The 21986-nt window shown below is 66.8% G+C and carries 24 protein-coding genes and 1 riboswitch; of the genes, 13 read left to right on the top strand and 11 right to left on the bottom strand.

Annotated features, from left to right (window positions below):
• Positions 1-187 precede the first annotated feature (187 nt).
• From RT655_RS06905 to RT655_RS06890, 4 genes are all read left to right on the top strand, one after another.
• Entirely contained in the window at positions 188-895 is a 708-nt protein-coding gene (locus RT655_RS06905) for a CoA transferase subunit A (protein WP_064309900.1), read from the top strand.
• Positions 892-1791 (top strand): 5'-nucleotidase, lipoprotein e(P4) family, encoded by a 900-nt coding sequence (locus RT655_RS06900; protein WP_313535738.1) that lies wholly within the window; start codon positions 892-894, stop codon positions 1789-1791. Before RT655_RS06905 ends, RT655_RS06900 begins: the two co-directional genes overlap by 4 nt.
• Complete coding sequence (locus tag RT655_RS06895) at positions 1791-2441, top strand: CoA transferase subunit B (RefSeq protein WP_313535737.1); 651 nt, start codon at positions 1791-1793, stop codon at positions 2439-2441. The genes RT655_RS06900 and RT655_RS06895 overlap by 1 nt, the downstream gene beginning before the upstream one ends.
• Before the next feature lie 103 nt (positions 2442-2544).
• Positions 2545-3525 carry a right-handed parallel beta-helix repeat-containing protein gene (locus tag RT655_RS06890; protein WP_313535736.1) on the top strand — a complete coding sequence of 327 codons (981 nt, stop codon included), beginning with the start codon at positions 2545-2547 and terminating at the stop codon, positions 3523-3525.
• A 28-nt stretch (positions 3526-3553) separates the two neighbouring features.
• Here the strand turns inward: RT655_RS06890 and RT655_RS06885 are convergent, their stop codons facing one another.
• Complete coding sequence (locus RT655_RS06885; RefSeq protein WP_313535735.1) at positions 3554-4000, bottom strand: VOC family protein; 447 nt, start codon at positions 3998-4000, stop codon at positions 3554-3556.
• 61 nt (positions 4001-4061) lie between these two features.
• A complete protein-coding gene (locus RT655_RS06880; protein ID WP_313535733.1) occupies positions 4062-4439 on the bottom strand; it encodes a hypothetical protein in 378 nt (125 codons plus the stop codon).
• A gap of 136 nt (positions 4440-4575) precedes the next feature.
• Here RT655_RS06880 and RT655_RS06875 point away from each other — a divergent pair, with 136 nt between their 5' ends.
• A complete protein-coding gene (locus RT655_RS06875; protein WP_313535732.1) occupies positions 4576-4788 on the top strand; it encodes a hypothetical protein in 213 nt (70 codons plus the stop codon).
• A gap of 45 nt (positions 4789-4833) precedes the next feature.
• On the opposite strand, the gene rnhA is transcribed toward RT655_RS06875, so the two are convergent.
• The 3 genes from rnhA to ispH are packed head-to-tail and all read right to left on the bottom strand — an operon-like array spanning position 4834 to position 7186.
• Complete coding sequence (gene rnhA / locus RT655_RS06870) at positions 4834-5280, bottom strand: ribonuclease HI (protein ID WP_313535730.1); 447 nt, start codon at positions 5278-5280, stop codon at positions 4834-4836.
• The gene (gene thrB, locus RT655_RS06865) at positions 5277-6233 is read right to left on the bottom strand and encodes a homoserine kinase (protein ID WP_313535728.1); all 957 of its coding nucleotides are present in this window, start codon (positions 6231-6233) and stop codon (positions 5277-5279) included. Before thrB ends, rnhA begins: the two co-directional genes overlap by 4 nt.
• The gene (gene ispH / locus RT655_RS06860; RefSeq protein ID WP_313535727.1) at positions 6233-7186 is read right to left on the bottom strand and encodes a 4-hydroxy-3-methylbut-2-enyl diphosphate reductase; all 954 of its coding nucleotides are present in this window, start codon (positions 7184-7186) and stop codon (positions 6233-6235) included. Before ispH ends, thrB begins: the two co-directional genes overlap by 1 nt.
• 120 nt (positions 7187-7306) lie before the next feature.
• On the opposite strand from ispH, the gene RT655_RS06855 reads away from it, so the two are divergent.
• The 8 genes from RT655_RS06855 (at position 7307) to RT655_RS06820 (ending at position 16961) form a co-directional block, all read left to right on the top strand.
• Positions 7307-7945 carry a hypothetical protein gene (locus tag RT655_RS06855; protein ID WP_313535726.1) on the top strand — a complete coding sequence of 213 codons (639 nt, stop codon included), beginning with the start codon at positions 7307-7309 and terminating at the stop codon, positions 7943-7945.
• Positions 7946-8059: 114 nt separating this feature from the next.
• A riboswitch (glycine riboswitch) is annotated at positions 8060-8150 on the top strand.
• A 164-nt stretch (positions 8151-8314) separates the two neighbouring features.
• A complete protein-coding gene (gene gcvT / locus RT655_RS06850; RefSeq protein WP_313535725.1) occupies positions 8315-9475 on the top strand; it encodes a glycine cleavage system aminomethyltransferase GcvT in 1161 nt (386 codons plus the stop codon).
• A 1-nt stretch (position 9476) separates the two neighbouring features.
• Complete coding sequence (gcvH, locus tag RT655_RS06845) at positions 9477-9848, top strand: glycine cleavage system protein GcvH (protein ID WP_313535724.1); 372 nt, start codon at positions 9477-9479, stop codon at positions 9846-9848.
• 366 nt (positions 9849-10214) lie between these two features.
• Positions 10215-11573: an aminomethyl-transferring glycine dehydrogenase subunit GcvPA gene (gcvPA, locus tag RT655_RS06840; protein ID WP_313535723.1), complete on the top strand. Its 1359-nt coding sequence runs from the start codon at positions 10215-10217 to the stop codon at positions 11571-11573.
• Positions 11570-13141 (top strand): aminomethyl-transferring glycine dehydrogenase subunit GcvPB, encoded by a 1572-nt coding sequence (gene gcvPB / locus RT655_RS06835; RefSeq protein WP_121074518.1) that lies wholly within the window; start codon positions 11570-11572, stop codon positions 13139-13141. The genes gcvPA and gcvPB overlap by 4 nt, the downstream gene beginning before the upstream one ends.
• A 237-nt stretch (positions 13142-13378) precedes the next feature.
• Positions 13379-15718, top strand: a complete 2340-nt coding sequence (locus tag RT655_RS06830) for a DPP IV N-terminal domain-containing protein (RefSeq protein WP_313536923.1) — start codon at positions 13379-13381, stop codon at positions 15716-15718.
• 116 nt (positions 15719-15834) lie between these two features.
• Entirely contained in the window at positions 15835-16338 is a 504-nt protein-coding gene (locus RT655_RS06825) for a CcdC protein domain-containing protein (RefSeq protein WP_313535722.1), read from the top strand.
• On the top strand, positions 16335-16961 hold the full coding sequence (locus RT655_RS06820) for a DUF938 domain-containing protein (RefSeq protein WP_313535721.1): 627 nt from the start codon (positions 16335-16337) through the stop codon (positions 16959-16961). The genes RT655_RS06825 and RT655_RS06820 overlap by 4 nt, the downstream gene beginning before the upstream one ends.
• On the opposite strand, the gene RT655_RS06815 is transcribed toward RT655_RS06820, so the two are convergent.
• The 6 genes from RT655_RS06815 to rfbA form a co-directional block, all read right to left on the bottom strand.
• Positions 16936-17844 carry a DMT family transporter gene (locus RT655_RS06815; RefSeq protein ID WP_313535720.1) on the bottom strand — a complete coding sequence of 303 codons (909 nt, stop codon included), beginning with the start codon at positions 17842-17844 and terminating at the stop codon, positions 16936-16938. The genes RT655_RS06820 and RT655_RS06815 overlap by 26 nt on opposite strands.
• Before the next feature lie 58 nt (positions 17845-17902).
• Positions 17903-18469, bottom strand: coding sequence for a hypothetical protein (locus tag RT655_RS06810; protein ID WP_313535719.1), 567 nt, complete (start codon positions 18467-18469; stop codon positions 17903-17905).
• A gap of 69 nt (positions 18470-18538) precedes the next feature.
• Positions 18539-19420, bottom strand: coding sequence for a dTDP-4-dehydrorhamnose reductase (gene rfbD / locus RT655_RS06805; RefSeq protein WP_313535718.1), 882 nt, complete (start codon positions 19418-19420; stop codon positions 18539-18541).
• Entirely contained in the window at positions 19420-20484 is a 1065-nt protein-coding gene (gene rfbB / locus RT655_RS06800; protein WP_313535717.1) for a dTDP-glucose 4,6-dehydratase, read from the bottom strand. The genes rfbD and rfbB overlap by 1 nt, the downstream gene beginning before the upstream one ends.
• A 3-nt stretch (positions 20485-20487) precedes the next feature.
• Entirely contained in the window at positions 20488-21054 is a 567-nt protein-coding gene (gene rfbC / locus RT655_RS06795) for a dTDP-4-dehydrorhamnose 3,5-epimerase (RefSeq protein WP_313535716.1), read from the bottom strand.
• The gene (gene rfbA / locus RT655_RS06790; RefSeq protein WP_313535714.1) at positions 21051-21929 is read right to left on the bottom strand and encodes a glucose-1-phosphate thymidylyltransferase RfbA; all 879 of its coding nucleotides are present in this window, start codon (positions 21927-21929) and stop codon (positions 21051-21053) included. Before rfbA ends, rfbC begins: the two co-directional genes overlap by 4 nt.
• Positions 21930-21986: the final 57 nt, after the last annotated feature.

The following is a 21986-nucleotide window of genomic DNA, read 5'->3' as shown; positions in this document are numbered from 1 at the left end:
GTTCAGATAGGCGGTCCGTTCGCAGGTGCAATATGACAATCCCATTACAATGGCTTGTGTGGCGCACATGCAACAGTCGGCCCTGACGTAGGGGAAGGGGGCGACAAGTTGAAAGCTGGTTCAGGTTCGCTTGACCCCGCTGCCCCGGGCGGATTATCGCCACGCCGAACATTCGGAGGAATCGTCGATGGACAAGCTCTACCCCAACGCAAACGCGGCGCTGGAAGGGCTGCTGTTCGACGGGATGATGATCTGCGCGGGCGGTTTCGGCCTGAGCGGCATCCCCGAGCGGCTGATCGACGCGATCCAGGCCGCGGGGGTCAAGGACCTCACCATCGCTTCGAACAACGCCGGCATTGATAACGAGGGCCTCGGCAAGCTGCTGCGCAGCCGCCAGGTCAAGAAGATGATTTCCTCCTATGTCGGCGAGAACAAGGAGTTCGAGCGGCAGTATCTCTCGGGCGAGCTCGAGGTGGAATTCTGTCCGCAGGGCACGCTGGCCGAGCGCTGCCGGGCGGGGGGCGCGGGCATCCCCGGCTTCTACACCAAGACCGGCGTCGGCACGAAGGTGGCCGAGGGCAAGGAAGTGAAGGTCTTCGACGGCGAGGAATATATCCTCGAGCGCGGCATCCGCGCCGACCTGTCGATCATCAAGGGCTGGAAGGCCGACGAGGCGGGCAACCTGATCTTCCGCAAGACCGCGCGCAACTTCAACCAGCCGATGGCCACCGCCAGCCATATGTGCGTGGCCGAGGTGGAAGAAGTGGTGCCGGTGGGCAGCCTCGATCCCGACCAGATCCATTTGCCGGGCATCTATGTGAAGCGGCTGATCGTCGGCGCGCCCTACGACAAGAAGATCGAATTCCGCACCGTCCGTCCGCGCGAGGCGGCGTGATCCGGGGCGGGCTGCTGCTCGCGGCCGGGCTGGCGCTGTCGGGCTGCGTGGTCGATGCGAGCGTGACGCAGGCGCCGCCCGCGCCGGTGCCTGCGGTACCGGCCGGCGGTTTCCCGGCGGGCATGCAGTATCTCTACGGCTCGGGCGAGGCGGCGGCGCTGAGCGTGCAGGCCTATACTGCGCTGGTCGACCAGGTCCGTGCGCGGATGGCGACCGACGCGCCGAAGAGCGCCCACCCGCGTACCTCGGTGGTGCTGACCCCCGACGCGACATTGGCCACCCCGCGCTTCCAGTCCTGCGGCGACAAGCCGCCGGCGGCGGTGTTCGACGTCGACGAGACGCTGCTGCTCAACCTCGGCTATGAGGGCGACGATGCGCAGCGTTCGGGCGGCTGGGATTCGGCGCGCTGGGATCGCTGGGAAAAGACCGGCGCGATGAAGGTCGCCGCCGTTCCCGGCGCGCTCGACGCGGTGCGCGCGCTGCGCGCGATGGGCGTCACGGTGATCTTCAACACCAACCGCGCCGCCGCCAATGCCGAGCAGACCGAAGCCGCGCTGAACTTCGCAGGCCTCGGCCCCGCCAAATATGGCGAGACGCTGTTCCTCAAGGGCGATGTCGACGGCAAGTCCGGCAAGGACGCCCGCCGCAACGTGATCGCGCAGCGCTGGTGCGTGGTGGCGATGGGCGGCGACCAGCTCGGCGACTTCACCGACCTGTTTGCCGGCCTGACCCCGCCCGAGCGGCGCGCGGCGGCGGCGAGCCCGGTGATCGCATCGATGTGGGGGCGCGGCTGGTTCGTGCTGCCCAACCCCGTCTACGGAACCGGGCTCGGTTCCACCTATGACCAAACCTTCCCGCCGGCGACGCGCTGGACGGATCCGCAGGAGAAGCACTGATGGCCTGGACCCGCGACGACATGGCGGCGCGCGCCGCGAAGGAGCTGCAGGACGGCTTCTACGTCAATCTGGGCATCGGCATCCCGACGCTGGTGGCGAACCACATTCCCGAAGGCGTGGAGGTAACGCTCCAGTCCGAGAACGGCATGCTCGGCATCGGCCCGTTCCCGCTGGAAGGCGACGAGGACCCGGACCTGATCAACGCCGGCAAGCAGACGATCAGCGAACTGCCCAGCTCGGTCTATTTCAGCTCGGCGGACAGCTTCGCGATGATCCGCGGCGGGCATATCGACCTGACCGTGCTCGGCGCGATGGAAGTGAGCCAGGGGGGCGACATCGCCAACTGGATGATCCCGGGCAAGATGATCAAGGGTATGGGCGGCGCGATGGACCTGGTCGCCGGCGTCAAGAAGATCATCGTGGTGATGGAGCATACCGCCAAGGACGGTAGCCCCAAGTTCATCCCCGACTGCACCCTGCCGCTGACGGGCAAGAATGTGGTGGACATGATCATCACCGATCTCGCGGTGTTCCAGCGCATGGACCATGCATCGCCGTTCCGGCTGATCGAGCTGGCACCCGGCGTGACCGCGGACGAGGTCGCGGCGAAGACCACGGCGCAGTACGAGGTCGCGCTGGCGACGGCGTGAGCCAGCGGCGTGCGGGCGGTTTCGGGCGGGATGGGATGGTCCGCCCGCAAATGGCGACCGTGCCAACAAGACAGGGCGATCGTGCGCTGCTAGGGAGGACCGGATGAGCATTGTCACGACCCTTCTCGTCCTGATGTCGGTCACCGTCGGCAACAATGCCGAACTGACGACCGCCATCGCCGCCGCAAAAGGGGGCGAACGGATCGTGTTGCGCCCCGGCAACTACGGCGCCGTGGCCGTGCGCAATCGAACCTGGGACAAGCCGGTGACGATCGAAAGCGCCGATCCGACGCAACCTGCGGTCATCAGCAAGTTCGTCGCCGCCAACACGACCGGCCTGACGCTGCGGAATATCGAATTCACGCGGGCGATGGGAAGCGAGCGGGTCTGGGCCAAGATCGCGGAGATCACGGGCGGCGCGAATATCCGGTTCGAGGGCGGCTCGATCCACGGTTCGCTCGACAAGGATCCCAGCAACGACATGCAGGGTCTGAGCGCGCGCGGAACCCGGAACCTCGTGGTTTCCGGGGTAAAGTTCCAAGATCTGAACGCCGGTCTGGTCTGCGAGGACTGCAGCGATTTCGAGGTGCGCAAGAGCGTGTTCAGCTTCATCGGCACCGACGGGATGGACATACCGGGGGCCCGCGGCGCGACCATCACGGACAATTTCTTCCACGACTTTCGCCCCGTGAAGGGCGCGCATCCGGACGGTATCCAGTGCTGGACGTTCCGCAAGACGTCCGGCTGCAAGGACGTCACGATCACCGGCAACACCTTCCGCGGCGATCCCGGGCATGAATTCCAGGGCGTGTTCTTCGGCGATGAGGCCAATGTCGGCGGCTATGATCGCATCAAGATCGCCCACAATAATTTCGTCTGCACGATGTGGCATGCGGTGAATATCGGTCTCGGCAGCGAGATCGAGATTTCAGACAATCAGGTGTCCGCGGGTCCGAACTACAAGCCCTGGTTCCAGACGCGCGGGCCGGCCAAGCTGATCGGCAACATCGCGCCGGCGTATCGCGTGGAGAACAAGCAGAACGTTCCCGCCGGCAATCGCATGGGCGGGGCCTTCAGACGATAGCAGCCTGCGTCTCGCGCCTGCCTGGGCCTCACCCCGCCGGTTTGCCGCGACTGTCCCCCACCTCCAGCCAATAGCCGTCGGGATCCTGCACATAGATCTGGCGCACGCCGTCGAAGCGCACCTGCATCGTGTGCGGGTCGCCGGCGAGGTTGGTCCACACCAGATGATGCGCGTCGAGCCATGCCGTCACCGTCGCGAGATCGTCGACGTGCAGCGCGAGATGCTCGTTGCGGTTCGACGGCTTGGGCGCCGTGCGGCCGTCGAGGATGTGCAGTGCCATCCCGTGGCCGAGGTCGAGCCAGCGGCGGTTGTCGAGCGGCGTCGGGATAAGCCGAAGCCCGAACGCATCGTGATAGAAGGCGGCGCTGCGATCGATGTCGGCGGCCTGGATCGCGACATGCTCGGCCTGGGCCGCGGCCGGCGCCGCCTGCTGGAGCGGCGCGGCGAGGATCAGCAGGATCGAATATGCGAGCATGGGCACCCCTCCAGACAAGGACCCACTCCTATCGTGTCCCGAAAATGGGGTCCAGCCATGGTCATCCCGCGCTTCTGGCGTCGCCCTGCCGCCAGACCGCGAAGATCGCATTGTCGGTAGATCCCATCGCCTTGGCCATTTCGGCGAAGTCGAAGCCGGGCAGCGCACATAGATGGTCGAGCACGGCCTTCTCGCCGCTGGCGCCCTGGGGATAGGCACAGGCCACGCGGTCGTCGGCGCCGAACAGCAGCCACCAGACATCCGTCCCCCAAGGTCCGGAATCATTGGTCTCGATCGCGACGCCGCGGAGGTCGACGCACGCGAGGTGCTTCGTGCCGCCGCTGTCATCGGTAACCGTGATGTCCTCCGCCTCGAGCGCAACGATCCAGCGTGCCTCGGGTTGGGGCTGCGCCGCCCGCTTTCTGAACCACCCGAACATGCGTGTTCCTTCCGGCCGAACGATCGGCGTTCCTTGGCTTTAGGACGCAACCCGGCGGCACCGCCAGCCGCCGCCGGATGATCCTTTCGCAACCCGATGCGTTTCGCACAGAGACTTTGCAACGAGAGGATCGCACATGAAGCCCCAGTTCCTCGCCGCACTTGCCGCGGCCTGCCTCGTTTCCAGCCCGTCCCTGGCCGGCGGCTGCGTCAAGGGCGCGGCGGTCGGCGGCGTCGCCGGCCATTTCGTGGGTAAGGGCCATGCGGTCGCGGGTGCCGCGGCCGGCTGCCTGGTCGGCCATCATCACGCCAAGGTTGCCAAGAAGCGCGCAGCGGCCCAGCACGGCTGAGCCGGGACACCGCACCGGGCGGCATGGTCGCCCGGTGCGGAACTCTTACCGCGCCGCCACCGCCGCGTCGCTGGCCAGCTTGTCGGCGCGCTCGTTGTCCGGGTGGCCGGCATGGCCCTTCACCCATTTCCACTCGACCCGGTGCGGTTTGGCCGCAGCAAGCAGTTCCTGCCAGAGATCGGCATTCTTGACCGGCTTCTTGTCCGCGGTCTTCCAGCCGTTCTTCATCCAGCCATGGATCCACTTGGTCAGGCCGTCCATGACATAGCGGCTGTCGGTGGAAAGCGTCACCCGGCACGGGCGCTTGAGCGCTTGCAGCCCCTGGATTGCCGCCATCAGCTCCATGCGGTTGTTGGTGGTGTGCGCCTCACCGCCGGACAGTTCCTTCTCGACATCGCCCATGCGCAGCAGCGCGCCCCAGCCCCCCGGACCGGGATTGCCCTTGCAAGCGCCGTCGGTGGCGATCTCGACATGCTGGAGTTCGGCGGTCATGCGCGCGCCGCCAGGGCGGAGGCATATGCGTGTGAGCGCCGCCAGAAGGCCAGCGGGTCCTTGCGCGTCACCAGCGCGTCGGCGGGCGTGTTGAGCCAGTCCCAGGCGCGCGACAGAGTGAAGCGGATGCACGCGCCGGTCGCCAGCAGCGGTAGGATCGCGCGCTCGGCTTCGGTGAGTTTGTAGCTCGTCTCATAGCCCTGGAGCAGCGCTTCGGAGACATAGGGATCGAACCGCTCGCCGGTGGCATCGAAGGCCCAGGCGGTGTGCATCACCGCTAGATCATAGAGCCGCAGGTCGGTGCAGGCGAAGTAGAAGTCGATCAGGCCCGTCACCCGGTTGCCGAGCATCAGGACATTGTCGGGAAACAGATCGGCATGGATCGCGCACGTATCGAAGCCCGCACGCGGCCACGCCTTGGACACGCGGTCGAGCGCCTGGCCGAGTTGGTCGTACAAGCCGGGCGCGATCTGGTTGAGGCTCGTGCCGCAACGCTCGAACAGCGGCTGCCAGGTGTCCACGCCCATCGAATTGGGCCGGTTCTGCGGGAAGTCGGCAACCGCCTTGTGCATCCGGCCCAATGCTTCGGCCGCCGCACGCGCTTGCGCCGGGGTGGGGTGGGAAACGGAGACGCCCGACAGGAACTGGATCAGGCAGGCCGGGCGCCCCTCCAGTTCATGGATGAGCGTGCCGTCGCGATCGGGCACCGCCGGCGGTACCGGCAGCCCGCGATCGGCGCAGTGATCGAGCAGCGCCATGAAATAGGGCAGGTCGCCCTGGTCGACGCGCTTCTCGTACAGGGTCAAGATGAAGCGGCTCTTGGTGGTGTCGACGAGATAGTTGCTGTTCTCCACCCCCTCGGCGATGCCCTTGGCCGAGACGAGGTCACCGACGTCGAAGCGCTCGAGAAACGCGGACAGCGCCTCGGCAGAAACCTGCGTGTAGACGGCCATTACGCAGCCTCTAATCCGCGCGGCAGCTTGAACACGACGCTCTCTTCCACCGTCTCGACTTCGCGTTCGGTGATCGCGAAGCGGGTGCCGAGCTGGTCGACCACTTCGCGGACCAGCACTTCCGGGGCCGAGGCGCCGGCACTGATGCCGACATGGGTTACGCCGTCGAACCAGGCGAAGTCGATCTCGGCGGCGCGCTGGATCAGCACCGCGCGGGCGCCGCCGCGCTTGGCGACTTCGACCAGCCGCAGCGAGTTGGACGAATTGGGCGCGCCGATCACCAGCACCAGCTCGGCCTGTTCGGCGATCGCCTTGACCGCGCTCTGGCGGTTCGAGGTCGCGTAGCAGATGTCGTCCGCGCCCGGCGCCACCATCGTCGGGAAGCGGCGCTTGAGAATGCCGAGCACCGCTGCGGTATCGTCCACCGACAGCGTGGTCTGGGTGAGGAAGGCGAGGTTCTTGGGATCGGGCACCACGACCGATTCGGCATCGGCTTCGGTTTCGACCAGCGTCATCGCGCCTTCGGGCACCTGGCCGAAGGTGCCGATCACCTCGGGGTGGCCGTGATGGCCGACGAACAGGATGTGTCGCCCGGCCGCGACGTGCCGCTCGGCCTGGCGATGGACCTTGGAGACCAGCGGGCAGGTGGCGTCGAGGTACGAGAGCCCGCGCTGCTCGGCCTTGTGCGGCACCGCCTTGGGCACGCCGTGGGCGGAGAAGACCACCGGCACGCCGTCCGGCACATGGTCCAGCGTCTCGACGAACACGGCGCCCTTGGCGCGGAGATTCTCGACGACGAACTTGTTGTGGACGATCTCGTGCCGGACATAGACCGGCGCGCCGTATTTCTCGATCGCGAGTTCGACGATGCGGATCGCGCGGTCGACGCCGGCGCAGAAGCCGCGGGGCGCTGCGATCAGCAGCTCCAGGGGACGCTTTTCGGTGTTTGCCATCGGGTGGAGCCTCTACGCGATTGCTTGCGCGGGCGGAAGGCGGTTCCTATGGTGCGCGCCGTTCCGGCCCCGGTCCGTGTGAGATGGGGGGCGGCTGTTCGGTTCGAAAGGTTGCCTTCCTTGTCTGTCGCCAAGTTCACCGTTCCCGCCCTGATCCTGCTCGCCGCCGGCGGATGCAGTCGTACCGGCGAAATCACCGAAGGCGGCATCAGCGCGGTGCGCACCGCCTGCCCGACGGTGGCCATTCCGGCCGGCACCGGCGACGTGACGCTGTTCGATCCGGCGACCAGCCGCGAGGCGAGCGCGATCGACGTGGTGGCGACGATCACCAACCTGCAGTCGAGCTGCAACGACGCCGGCGCGCAGGTGGTGACCGACGTCAAGTTCGACGTGCTGGCCCGCCGCCGCGATGCCGGCCCGGCGCGCGACGTGGTGCTGCCCTATTTCCTCACCGTGGTGCGCGGGGGCACGCAGGTCGAGGCCAAGCGCGTCTCCAACATCACGCTGCACTTCGAGGCGGGCCAGCTCCGTGCCAGCGCGGTGGGCCAGGCGACGAGCAGCGTCTCGCACGCCGCCGCGACGCTGCCCGACGATGTCCGCCGCCGCCTGACCGAGAAGCGCAAGGCGGGCGCGGAATCGGCGGCGACCGATCCGCTGTCTGATCCGGCGATCCGCCGCTCGGTGCTGTCGGCGACGTTCGAGGCGCTGGTCGGCTTCCAGCTGACCGACGACCAGCTCAAGTACAACGCGACGCGGTGATCTGACCTTAAGATCCTCCCCGGAACGGGGAGGATCTAATTTCCCCTCAATCCCGATTGACTCGGACAAGCCCTGTCGCCAAGGCTCGCCGATGTCGATGCCGGGCAACCGGCATGGGCATGCGCGGGAGAGAATCCGGTTCGCCGGATCGCCGAAGGAGCAACCGCCCCGGAATCTCTCAGGCACCGAGGACCGCGCAGGCCACGACACTCTGGAAAGCGAGCCGGCTTGCAGCCGGGCTCCACCGAAGGGGTAAGCCGGGCACAGGCCCGCGCGAAAGCTCTCAGGTTCCGTGACAGAGGGGGCGATGGTGTCGCGGGGCCTTGGGCCAACGCGCGCCGTTGAAACCCTGATGCCCGGAGTGCCCCGATGAGCGAAGCCGCCGAAGATACCGCCACCGATCTGCCGATCGAGACTCTGCCGCTCGACGCCTGGCACCGCGCGCGCGGTGGCCGGATGGTGCCGTTCGCGGGCTATGCAATGCCGGTTCAGTATGAAGGCATCATGGCCGAGCATCTCTGGACGCGCGAGCATGCCGGGCTTTTCGACGTCAGCCATATGGGCCAGCTGCTCTTCTCGGGCGTCGACTTCGACGCCGGTCTCGAGAAGCTGCTGCCGGGCGACGTGAAGGGCCTCGCCGAGGGCCGGATGCGCTATTCGCTGCTGCTCAGCGAAGAGGGCGGCATCCATGACGACCTGATGATGACCCGCCTGCCCGCCGACAACGCCTTCGAGATCGACGGCGGCACGATCTACATGGTCGTCAATGGCGCGACCAAGTGGGACGATCTCGGCGTGTTCCGCGAGTTCCTGCCCGACGAAGTGACGATCAACCACCTCGAAGACCAGGCGCTGCTGGCGCTGCAGGGACCGGAGGCGGTCACCGCACTCGCCCGCGTGCTGCCGGGTGTCGAGACGCTGGTGTTCATGACCGCGGCGGCGTTCGAGTGGAACGGCAACCCGCTCTGGGTGAGCCGCTCGGGCTATACCGGCGAGGACGGCTACGAGATTTCGCTGCCGGGCGAGGCGGCCGAGGCGTTCGCCGAGGCGCTGACCGCGCAGCCCGAAGTCAAGCCGATCGGCCTGGGTGCGCGCGACTCGCTGCGCCTCGAGGCCGGCCTGCCGCTCTACGGCCATGATCTCGACCTGGAGACCACGCCGGTCGCCGCCGATCTCGGCTTCGCGCTGTCCAAGCGCCGCCGCGAAGAGGGTGGTTTCGCCGGTGCCGAGCGCATCCTCGCCGAGCGCGAGCAGGGCAGCGCTTTGAAGCGCGTCGGCCTGATCGTCGAGGGCCGCCAGCCGGTGCGCGAGGGCGCGGCGGTGGTCGATGCTTCCGGCCAGGAAGTCGGCAAGGTCACCTCGGGCGGGTTCGCGCCGAGCGTGCAGAAGCCGATCGCGATGGCCTATGTGCCGTCGGCGCTTGCAGCGGCCGGCACCAAGATTACGCTTGTCCAGCGGGGCAAGCAGCATTCCGCGGAGGTCGTTGCAATGCCCTTCGTACCCCACCGCTATGTCCGAAAGGGAGCGTGACATGAGCCGTTATTTTACCGAAGACCATGAGTGGATCGAAGTCGACGGCGACGTCGCGACGGTCGGCATCACCGACTATGCCCAGAGCCAGCTCGGCGACATCGTGTTCGTCGAAGTGCCCGACGAGGGCAAGGAACTGAGCAAGGGCGACGATGCCGCCGTTGTCGAGAGCGTGAAGGCGGCGTCGGACGTGTACGCGCCGGTGTCGGGCACCGTCGTCGAGGGCAATGCCGCGCTCGGCGACAGCCCCGCGCTGGTGAACGAGGATCCGGAAGGCGAAGGCTGGTTCTTCAAGATGACGCTCAGCGACGAGAGCGAGCTGGAAGGCCTGATGGACGAAACCAAGTACCAGGCGTTCGTCAGCAAGCTGTGATTTCTGCCTAGCCCCTCCCCTTCAGGGGAGGGCTTGGGGTGGGGACCTCTCTACGAGCGATCCGCCCCGCTGACCTGACTGCCCCACCCCCAACCCCTCCCCTGAAGGGGGGGGCTTAAGAAGGGCAAGGGGCCACTAAATCTCTCCCCCTCCCCCCTTGCGGGGGAGGGAGGGGCCCGCTGCCGCAGGCAGTGGGAGGGAGAGGGGGCGATTTGCACGGCAAATCGCGCGGTTGCTGTGCAACCGCTCACCCTCTCCAAGCTACGCTATCCTCCCCCGTCAAGGGGGAGGAAGAAAAGCAAAGTGGGATCGCCTCGATCCCAACCCATCATCCCTCCCTTTGCGGGAGGTAGAGTAGGACAGTCGATGCGCTACCTGCCCCTTACCCCGGCCGACCGTCAGGCGATGCTTGGCACGATCGGCGCCCAGTCGATCGACGATCTGTTCGTCGACGTGCCCGAAAGCGCCCGCCTCAGCGGGCCGATCGCCGGCCTGCCGATGCACGCGTCGGAACTCGCGGTCGAACGCCACATGACCGCGCTCGCCCGCAAGAACCTGGCAGCCGGCGAAGCGCCGTTCTTCCTGGGGGCAGGGGCCTATCGCCACCATGTGCCGGCCTCGGTCGATCACCTCATCCAGCGCGGCGAGTTCCTCACCGCCTACACGCCCTACCAGCCGGAAATCGCGCAGGGCACGCTGCAGATGATGTTCGAGTTCCAGAGCCAGATTGCTCGGCTGCTCGGCTGCGACGTCGCCAACGCCTCGATGTACGACGGCTCGACCGCGTGCTGGGAAGCGATCTCGATGGCGCGCCGCGTCACCAAGCGCGGCAAGGCGATCCTCTCGGGCGGCCTGCACCCGCATTACGTTTCGGTCGCCAAGACGATGGCGCGCTTCACTGGCGACCAGCTGGTGACCAGCCTGCCTACGTTCAGCCCCGAGCCCGATACGCTCGACCTGATCAACGCGATCGACGCCGACACCTCGTGCGTCGTCGTCCAGTATCCCGACATTCTCGGCCGCATCGAGGACATGTCGGCGCTGGCCGAGGCGTGCCACGCCAAGAAGGCGTTGCTGATCGCCGTCGTCACCGAGCCGGTGGCGCTGGGTGCGATCAAGGCGCCGGGCGAGATGGGCGCGGACATCGTCGTCGGCGAGGGCCAGTCGCTCGGCGTCGGCCTGCAGTTCGGCGGTCCCTATGTCGGCCTGTTCGCTTGCTCGGAGAAGCTGGTGCGCCAGATGCCGGGCCGCCTCTGTGGCGAGACCGTCGACGCCAGCGGCAAGCGGGGCTTCGTGCTGACGCTCTCCACCCGCGAGCAGCATATCCGCCGCGAAAAGGCGACGTCGAACATCTGCACCAGCTCGGTGCTGTGCGCGCTCGCCATGTCGGTGCACATGACGCTGCTGGGCGAGAAGGGCCTGCGTCAGCTCGCCGAGCTCAACCATGTCGGCGCCAGCGCCGCCGCCGATCGCCTGGCCGAAGTGGACGGGGTGGAGCTGGTCACCGACCGGTTCTTCAACGAATTCACCCTGAAGCTTTCCAAGGAAGCGCGCCCGGTCGTCCGCCAGCTGGCCGACAAGGGCATCCTGGCCGGCGTGTCGCTCGGCCGCCTCTATCCGGGCGTCGAGGAGCTCCAGAACGGCCTCGTCGTCGCGGTCACCGAAACCACCACGGAGGAGGACGTCGAGACGCTTGCCTCCGCACTCGAGGAGGTGCTGGCATGAGCACGATCAACCAGTCGGGCTGGCGCCCCACCACGCCGCAGGCCGGCGAAAGCGACGCCGCCACCTTCACCGGCAACCGCGCGCTGATGCTGGAAGAGGCGCTGATCTTCGAGATTGGCTCGACCGACACCACCGGCGTCGACTTCGGTGAGGCCCCCGCGGGCAAGTCGCGCCTCGCCGGCATGGAGCGCTCGAAGGCGATCGGCCTGCCGGGGCTGTCCGAGCCGGAGACGGTGCGCCACTATACCCGCCTCAGCCGCCAGAACTATGCCATCGACCTCGGCCTGTTCCCGCTGGGCAGCTGCACGATGAAGCACAATCCGCGCCTCAACGAGCGGATGGCGCGCCTGCCGGGCTTCGCCGACATCCACCCGCTCCAGCCGGTTGATACCGTGCAGGGCGCGCTGGAGGCGATCGACCAGCTCGCGCACTGGCTGATCACGCTCACCGGCATGCAGGCAGTGGCGATGAGCCCCAAGGCCGGCGCGCATGGCGAACTCTGCGGCGTACTGGCGATCCGCGCCGCGCTCGACGCCAAGGGCGAGACCGCGCGCCGCATCATGCTGGTGCCCGAGTCCGCGCACGGCACCAACCCGGCGACGGCGGCGTTCGCCGGTTTCGCGGTGGAGGACATCCCCGCGACGCCGGAAGGCCGGGTCGACGTGGCGGCGCTCAAGGCGCGGCTGGGTCCGGACATCGCTGGCGTGATGATCACCAACCCGAACACCTGCGGGCTGTTCGAGCCGGACCTCAAGGACATTTCCGACGCGGTCCATGCCGCGGGCGGCTATGTCTATTGCGACGGCGCCAACTTCAACGCGATCGTCGGCCGGGTGCGCCCGGGCGACCTCGGCGTCGATGCGATGCACATCAACCTGCACAAGACCTTCTCCACCCCGCATGGCGGCGGCGGCCCGGGTTCGGGTCCGGTGGTGCTGTCGGCGGCGCTGGCGCCCTATGCGCCGCTGCCCTTCGTCGAGAAGACCGCGGACGGCTATCGCATCGTCGAGGAAGAGAATGCCGAGGAGCATCATGCCGGTACCTTCGGCCGCATGACCGCCTTCCACGGCCAGATGGGCATGTTCACCCGCGCGCTGACCTATATCCTTAGCCACGGTGCCGACGGCTTGCGCCAGGTCGCCGAGGATTCGGTGCTCAATGCCAACTATGTGCTGCGCTCGATGGAGGATGTGCTCGACGCACCCTTCGCCAAGACCGGCCCGTGCATGCATGAGGCGATCTTCAGCGACAAGGGCCTGCCCGAGGGCTTCTCGACCATCGACATCGCCAAGGGGCTGATCGACGAGGGCTATCACCCGATGACGGTGTATTTCCCGCTGGTCGTCCACGGCGCGATGCTGGTCGAGCCGACCGAGACCGAGAGCAAGGCTGCACTCGACCAGTTCATCGGCGCGTTCCGCAATGTCGCGACCAAGGCCAAGCAGGGCGAGGCGGCGCTCAAGAGCGCACCGCACTTCGCGCCCCGCCGCCGCCTCGACGAGACGCTCGCCGCGCGCAAGCCGGTGCTGGCGTACAAGGACGCAGCGCCGGCCGAAGCGGCCGAGTAAGCCATCGACCTGATACCCCCCCGAGAGGGTCGCACACGCCGGCTGGAAGCCCCCGCTTCCGGCCGGCGTTTTGCATGGATGCAAGGTGCCGGCGCTATTGCGATCGCTGCCCCCGCTCTGCATACCGGTCCTGCCCGTCCGCACTGCGCCGGGTCCGCATGGGGGGAGGCGGCAGGTCACGCGCCTTGGGCCTCCTTTCTGCGGCTGGCCGAATTCCCTCCTTCGGAAAGTTGCTTGATGCGCCTGCTCGCCTGCTGTCTCCTGGCTTCCCTGACCGCCGGCACGGCGACCGCGCAACAGCGGCCGGTGCTGACCGACGCCGACTATAGCCGCGCCGCACACCAGCTGGCGCCCTGGACCGCGCCGCTGGTCGATCACGCGGTGCGCTCGGCGCATTGGATCGATGCCCGCCGCTTCTGGTATGTCGACACGGATCACGGCGTGCCGACGATCCTGCTGGTCGACGCCGCCAAGCGCACCAAGAAGGCCGCCTTCGAGACCAGGGCGCTGCTGACCGCGCTCAACGCGGCGGGGCTGCAGGAGCAGGACGCAGCGAAGCTGACCATCGGCGATTTCGCGCCGGACCTCGCAAAGAACCACGCAATCCTCACCGTCGGCGGCAAGCGCTATGACTGCGCGATGGCGCAGCCCTACGCTTGCAAGGAATCGGCAGCGCCAAGCGCCGGGCAGATCGCCGGCTATCTAGCGCAGCAGGGCCCGGCCGACGCGGTGCTGTCGCCGGACGGCAAGCGCGCGGCCTTTGTGCGCGACTGGAACCTGTGGGTCCGCGACATGGCGACGGGCGCCGAGCGGCAGCTGACCACCGACGGTGTCCAGGATTTCGGCTACGCGACGGACAATGCCGGCTGGAAGCATTCGGACCAGGCGATCGTGATCTGGTCGCCGGACTCCAGGAAGCTCGCGACCTTCCAGCAGGACCAGCGCAAGGTGGCGGACTTCTCGACCACCACGACGCAGGTCGGTCATTCACAGGTCGATACCTGGAAATACCCGTTCGTCGGCGACAAGGAGATCCTCCAGATCCAGCGCGTCATCGTCGATGTCGACGCGGCGAAGGTCATCCGCCTCAAGATGCCGGCGGAACCGCATCGCTCCTCGCTGTGCGACGACGTGGTCTGCGGCGAGGGTCCGCAGGACATGCAATGGGCCAAGGACGCGAAGACGCTCGCCTTCGCCTCGACCTCGCGCGACCACAAGGTGGAGACCGTGCGCATCGCCGATGCGGCGAGCGGCGCGGTGCGCGACGTGTTCACCGAGACCGTGCCGACCTGGTTCGACAGCGGCTACAATGACGAGGGGATCAACTGGCGCTACCTGTCCGAGCGCGGCGAGATCCTGTGGTGGTCGCAGCGCGACGACTGGGGCCATTATTATCTGTACAATGCGGCTACCGGCAAGCTGATCCGCCAGGTGACCCAAGGCCAGTGGAATGTCGATCACCCGGTCTATATCGACGAGCGCAGCGGCAAGATGCTGGTGGCGGGCGTCGGCCGCGAGCCCGGCACCGATCCCTATTACCGCAGCATCTATGCCATCGACCTGAAGGGCGGAAAGCCCAAGCTGCTGACGCCGGAGAAGCAGGATCACATCGCGTTCCCGTCGAGCGACGGGCGCTATTTCGTCGACATCTACTCGACCCCGCAGCAGCCGCAGACCGCGGTGCTGCGCCGCGCCGACGGGTCGGTCGTCCAGCAGCTGGCGAAGGGTGACGTGACGCGGCTGCAGGCGGCGGGCTGGCAGGCGCCGGAGAGCATCGCCGTCCAATGCAGCGACGGCAAGACGCTGTGCCACGGACTGCTGTTCAAGCCGGCCGGGCTCGATCCGCAGCGCAAATATCCGGTGATCGACTATGTCTATCCGGGTCCGTTCATGGGCACGATCCCCTCGCGGCAGTTCGCCGCGGCGCAAGGGGATGCAGGCGCGCTGGCGCAGCTCGGCTTTGCCGTTGTCGAGATCGACGCGCTGGGCACCCCGCGCCGCTCCAAGGCCTTTCAAGACTATTATTATCGCGACATGGGCAAGCAGGCGGTGCCCGACCAGAAGAGCGGTATCCAGGATCTGGGCAAGCGCTACGCCTGGCTCGACCTCGACCGCGTCGCCATCTGGGGCCATTCGGGCGGCGGCAATGCGACGGCGACCGCGATGTTCCTCTATCCCGACTTCTTCAAGGTCGGCATCGCCGAGAGCGGCAACCATGACAACCGCAACTATGAGGACGATTTCTACGAGAAGTATCTCGGTCTGCTGACCACCGACGGCAAGACCTCGAACTACGACATTCAGGCCAACCAGGACATGGCCAAGAACCTGAAGGGCAAGCTGCTGCTGGCGCACGGCATGCTCGACGACAATGTGCCGGTATCGTCGACGCTGCTGGTGGTCGATGCGCTGGAAAAGGCCAACAAGGATTTCGATCTCGTCCTGTTTCCCCGCGCGCACCATGGCTATGGCGATCAATCCTATTACATGATGCGTCGCCGCTGGGACTATTTCGTCGCGAACCTGATGGGCGCAACGCCGCCGAAGGAATACCGGATCGAGCGCCCGGGCAACTGAAGTCCTGTGCCCGGATCGCGACTGGCGTCGCGGTCCGGGACAGCCTGCAAACCGTGTTTTGACGCGGCTGCGCTTCCGCCTATGCTGCACCGCATCGATTCCGGGGGGACTCCGCCATGCAGCTCGATACACCGCATCTCATCCAATATGGCATTACCGCGCTGGTCGTGGGGCTGATCCTCGCGCTGCGCATTCGCCGCATGTCCAAGGCGCGGCCGCTGACCCTCGAGCGATTGTGGATCGTGCCTACACTCTATGCGGTGCTGGCGGCGGCGTTGCTCCTGCAGGCGGTGCCAAGCCCTGGCGGCTGGGCCTTGTGTGCCGCCGCGCTGGCGATCGGGGCGGGGCTGGGGTGGCAGCGGGGGAAGCTGATGCACCTGTCGGTTGATCCCGCGACGCACCAGTTGAACCAGAAGGCGTCGCTGGGCGGGCTGCTGTTCATCGTCGTGCTGGTCGCAGCCCGCATGGTCGGCAAGGCCGAGGGCTCGGCGCTGCACCTCGACGTGATGCTGCTCACCCAGGCGTTCGGCATGATGGCGCTGGGACTGTTCAGCGCGATGCGGGTGGAGATGTACCTGCGGGGCAAGCGCCTCCTCCAACAGGCACGCGCCGTCGCATGAGCGATCGCGACCGCAGCTGGCTCGCCCCGCCCGAAGGCGTACGCCGCCATGCCCCCGCAACGCTGCGCAACCGCGCGGCGATCGCGACGATGCTGGGAGAGCTGCTCCCCGCCGCCGGCGCGGTGCTCGAAGTGGCGAGCGGCAGCGGCGAGCATTGCGCCTATTTCGCCGAGCATTTCCCCAAGCTGGAATGGCATCCGAGCGATCCGGACCCGGACGCGCTCGCCTCAATCGCGTCGTGGTGCGCGGGGCTGGCCAATGTCCGCCCGCCGGTCGCGCTCGATGCGGCGGCGACGTGGCCGGTCGGCCATGCCGATGCGGTCCTGTGCATCAACATGGTCCATATCAGCCCCTGGGCGGCGACGCTGGGGCTGATGGCGGGGGCAGGGCGGCTGCTGCCGCCGGGCGCACCGCTGATCCTCTACGGCCCCTATCGCGAGGCGGGCGTGCCTACCGCGCCGTCGAACGAGGAGTTCGACGAATCGCTGCGCGCACGCAATGCCGATTGGGGGCTGCGGCTGCTGGACGACGTGGTGGAAGCGGCAGAGGCGGAAGGCCTGGTGTTCGAGCGGCGGGTGGCGATGCCCGCCAACAACCTCATAGTGGCGTTTCGGCGTAGCTAGCGCGCCCACGCGCCAGCTTCTGCTCCCGATAGACGATGTAGAGGCCGCTGGCGATGATCACCGGCGCGCCGAGCCAGGTCGAGAAGGTCGGGAACACGTCGAACAGCAGCCAGCCATAGAGCGTTGCCCAGATCAGCCCCGAATAGTCCATCGGCACCACCGCCGAGACGGGGGCGAAGCGCATCGCGCCGGTCAGCGCCAGCTGGCCGACCCCGCCGACCAGCCCGGTGGCGATCAGGATCGCCCAGGTCTCGGCATCGTGCGGCTTGTAGTGAAAGGCGTAGATAGCGCCCAGCACCGGCACTGAGAGCGCCGAGAACCAGAAGACGGTGGTGCCCGCACTCTCGGTCTTGCCGATCTGGCGCAGCGTGATCGCGACGATCGCGACGAACAGCGCCGCCATCAGCCCGACAAAGGCGCCGAAGATCGGGATCGCCTCGCGCCCCGGCTGCACGACGATCAGCACGCCGACAAAACCCAAGATGACGGCACCCCACCGGTGCCAGCCGGTCGGCTCGCCCAGGATCAGCGCGCCGAGCAGGGTGGCGAAGATCGGCACGGTGAACTGGAAGGTCTGCGCCTCGGCCAGCGGCAGCAGGATCACCGCACCGAAGGTGAAGATCATGCCGGTCAGGCCCACCGCGGTGCGCCAGGCATGCGCGCCGAACCGCTGTGTCTTGAGCGACTTCAGGCCGGGACCCACCGCCACCCACAGCGTCACCAGCGGCACCGCCCAGAGCTGGCGGTGGAACATCGTCTCGATCAGCGACGCGCCACGCAGCTCCGACATCTTGATGAGCGCCGACATGGTCGACATGCAGAAGATGGCGAAGAGGCGGAGCGCCAGGCCGGTGGCGATGCGATCGGGTCGGGCTTCTGACACGCCGGGAGGGTTAGGGGCGGGGGGCATGGGCGGCAACCCTAATTGCGAAATTCCGCCCTCAATCCCGACGCTTCCCGAAGTCGATGGGCTCCGCGCCGACCATGGCCAGTACGTTGTTTGCCGACTTTCGCCACGGCTCCATACGGCGCCCGTTCGCATCCCGCCCTTCCTCGGTGCCGCTATGGGCAACGATATCCCAGGAGAAGTGGAGGAACTTGCGGATGGCGGTTGAGACGTCCTGACCCATGCCGGTCTTGAGCTGGAACAGGTGGTCGCTCATCTTGTCGTAGCATTCCTCGCGCTGCCCGACTTCCCAGCTGCGATAGAACCAGAGGATTTCCTCACGCACCCCGTCCAGCATCGCCTGCCGAGCGAGACGCTGCCTTTCCGCCACCTGCCGCACCTGTTCTTCCGCAAGATGCTCCTGCAGCTTCCATTGCGCGCGCGTCACGAAGTATAGCGCCAGCGCGATGCCGACTTGGCCGATCGCGCCTATTGCGGCGATGAAGGTGGGGATCGGATCGGCCGACATGACCGTCAACATCAGGGTGAGCAGCGCGCTGGCGATCGCGCCGCCGAACAGCCAGCGGCGTTCCCGTTCCGATAGCGTGTGAATCTGATGCATCTGCTTCCCCAGTATCTTGGAAGGGTTTCCTGATACTGGAGACGCTAGCCGCCGCAATTGTCGAAAGGGTTAAGCCGGGCGTCCTGTAGCGAAAAGCCGGTTCACCACCACCGCAAGCGATTCTTCCCATGCCGGTGCGCGGTAGCCGAAGGTGTCGGCGAAGCGGGTGCAGTCGAGGCGGGAATTGGCGGGACGCTGGGCAGGCGTCGGATAGCCCGACGTCGGGATGCCGGTCACCTCGGCAGTCGGGCCGCCATGCTTGGCGCTTTCGGCGAAGATCGCGCGGGCGAAGTCTGCCCAGTTGGTCTCGCCCGAGCCGGTGAAATGGTAGAGCCCGCTGGCGGCGCCTTCGCGCTGCCAGTGATTCACCACGGTGAGGATCGCGGTGGCAATGTCGAGCGCCGAGCTCGGGCAGCCGCGCTGGTCTTCCACCACGTTCAGCGCGTCGCGCGTCTCGGCAAGACGCAGCATCGTCTTGACGAAGTTGGCGCCGAACGGGCTGTAGACCCAGGCCAGCCGCAGCACGGCGTTGGTCGCGCCCGAGGCCTGCACCGCCTGCTCGCCCGCCAGCTTGGTCGCGCCATAGACCCCGAGCGGGCCGGTGGGATCGTCCTCACGCCACGGGCGGTCGAGGCTGCCGTCGAACACATAGTCGGTCGACAGATGGATGATCGGCGCGCCGATCTTCGCGCCTGCGCGCGCCAGCACGCCCGGACCGTCGCCGTTGATCGCCATCGCCAGTTCGGGTTCGCTCTCGGCCTTGTCGACCGCGGTATAGGCCGCCGCCGAGACGATCAGCTCGGGCTGGATCTTCGCCACCGCCGCCTCGATCGTCTCCGGCTTGGAGAGATCGAACTCGGGATAGCTGGTGAAGATCAGCTCGTGGCCCTTTGCCTGTTCGCCCAGCGACTGGGCGACCTGGCCATCATGCCCGGTGACGAGGATACGCATCAGGCGGTCTGCCCGAGACGTTCGCCGGCATAGTTGCCCGAGCGGATCGGGCCCCACCACCACTCGTTTTCGAGATACCAGTCGATCGTCGCGGCGATGCCGGTGTCGAAATTCTCCTCGGCCTTCCAGCCCAGTTCTGTCTCGAGCTTGGTCGCGTCGATCGCATAGCGGCGGTCATGGCCGGGGCGGTCGGTGACGAAGGTGATCAGCTCGCGGCGCTTGCGGCCGTCGGCGAGCGGGATGCGCTGGTCCAGCAGGTCGCAGATCGTCTCGACCACCTGCAGGTTGGTGCGCTCGTTGCGGCCGCCGACATTGTAGCTCTCGCCGACCTTGCCGGTCGTCGCGATGGTCGCGAGCGCCTTGGCGTGGTCGTCGACGTACAGCCAGTCGCGGATATTCTCGCCCTTGCCATAGACCGGCAGCGGCTTGCCCTCGAGGGCATTCAGGATCGTCAGCGGGATCAGCTTCTCGGGGAAGTGGAACGGCCCGTAATTGTTCGAGCAGTTCGACAGCACCACCGGCAGGCCATAGGTATGGCCCCAGGCGCGGACCAGATGGTCGCTCGCCGCCTTCGACGCCGAATAGGGCGAGGAGGGGTCATAGGGCGTCTCTTCGGTGAAGATGCCGCTGTCGAACGGCAGGTCGCCGAACACTTCGTCGGTGGAGATGTGGTGGAAGCGGAAGGCGTCGCGCTTCTCGCCTTCCAGCTCGCGCCAATATTGCAGCGCCGACTGGAGCAGCTTGAAGGTGCCGACGACGTTGGTCTCGATGAACTCGCCCGGGCCGTCGATCGAGCGATCGACATGGCTCTCTGCGGCGAGGTGCATCACCACATCGACCTGCTCTTCGCGCAGCAGCGGCAGGATCGTCGCGGTGTCGGCGATGTCGGCCTGCACGAAGCGATAGTTGGGGGCGTTCTCGATCGCGGTCAGCGAGGCCGGGTTGCCGGCATAGGTGAGCTTGTCGAGATTGATGACGCGCGCGCCCTGGCGGACGAGGTGACGCACCACGGCCGAGCCGATGAAGCCGGCGCCGCCGGTGACGAGGAAGGTCTGCTGCTGCATGGCTCAGCCCTGATAGAAGAAGGGAGTGTTGAATTCGGCGAAGGACGGTGCTTCGGCGTCCTTTTCCGACAGCACGGGCGCTACGCCGATGTCCGGCCAGGTGATGGCGAGATCGGGATCATCCCAACGGATCGCCATTTCCTCGTCCTTCGCGTATTTCGCGCTGACCTTGTAGAGGATCTCGCAATCCGGGACGAGCGTCATGAAGCCGTGCGCGAAGCCTGCGGGCACCAGCAACTGGTTCCACTTCTCCGCCGACAGCTCGACGCCGACCCATTTGCCATAGGTGGGCGAGCCGCGGCGGATGTCGACCGCGACGTCGAAGATCGCGCCGCGCAGCACGCGCACCAGCTTAGCCTGGGCGAAGGGCGGTGCCTGGAGGTGCAGGCCGCGAATCGTGCCCGGCTGGGCCGAGAAGCTCTGATTGTCCTGGATCCAGCGGGCCTCGACGCCTTCCGCATCGAGTACAGACTGCTTGAACACCTCCGAGAAAAAACCCCGGTGATCGCCATATTTGGCCGGCGTGAACTCGATTACGCCGGACAGCTCGTGGTGATGGACCTGGGTCATGCTGCGGTCGCCACCTTGCGAAGATAGGCGGCATAGCCGGTCTTGCCGAGCCCGGCCGCGCGCTTGATCAGGTCCTCGGCACCGAGCCAGCCCGCCTCGAACGCCACTTCCTCGGGGCATGCGATCTTCACGCCGGTACGATGTTCCAGCGTGCGGACGAACGAACCGGCTTCGTGCAGGCTGTCATGCGTGCCGGTGTCGAGCCAGGCATAGCCGCGCCCGAGGCGCGTGATGTGGAGGTCACCGCGCTCCATATAGACGCGATTGACGTCGGTGATCTCGAGCTCGCCACGCGCGGAGGGCTGGATCGACTTGGCGATGTCGACGACGTCCTTGTCGTAAAAATAGAGGCCGGTAATCGCCCAATTGGACTTGGGGTTGGCCGGCTTTTCCTCGACGCTGGTGGCGACGCCGGTGTCGGGATCGAACGCAACCACACCGTAGCGCTCGGGATCGTCGACATGATAGGCGAACACGTTGGCGCCCCCCTGCGAGGCCTGGGCCGCGGCGGCCTGGCAGCGCTCGCCGAGCTTCTCACCGTGATAGATATTGTCCCCGAGGATCAGCGCACTGGGCTCGTTGCCGACAAAGTCCGCGCCGATGATGAAAGCTTCGGCCAGGCCGTTGGGCGAGGGCTGTTCGGCATAGCTGAGGTTGATGCCGAATGCTGATCCGTCGCCCAGCAGCGCCTGGAACATCGGCAGGTCGCGCGGGGTGGAGATGATCAGGATGTCGCGGATGCCGGTCAGCATCAGCACCGACAGCGGGTAGAAGATCATCGGCTTGTCATAGACTGGAAGCAGCTGCTTCGAGATTGACAGCGTTGCGGGGTAGAGGCGCGTGCCGCTGCCCCCCGCAAGGATGATTCCCTTCATTCGATAATCCCCTATGGGCGGGCGAGGGCCCGCAACTAATTCCGAAACGACAAATGC

This window comes from Sphingomonas sp. (genome assembly GCF_032114135.1).
In the GTDB taxonomy this organism is placed as follows: Bacteria; Pseudomonadota; Alphaproteobacteria; order Sphingomonadales; family Sphingomonadaceae; genus Sphingomonas.
Note: the sequence above shows the minus strand (reverse complement) of the source record. Positions and strands in the feature narration are given on the sequence as shown.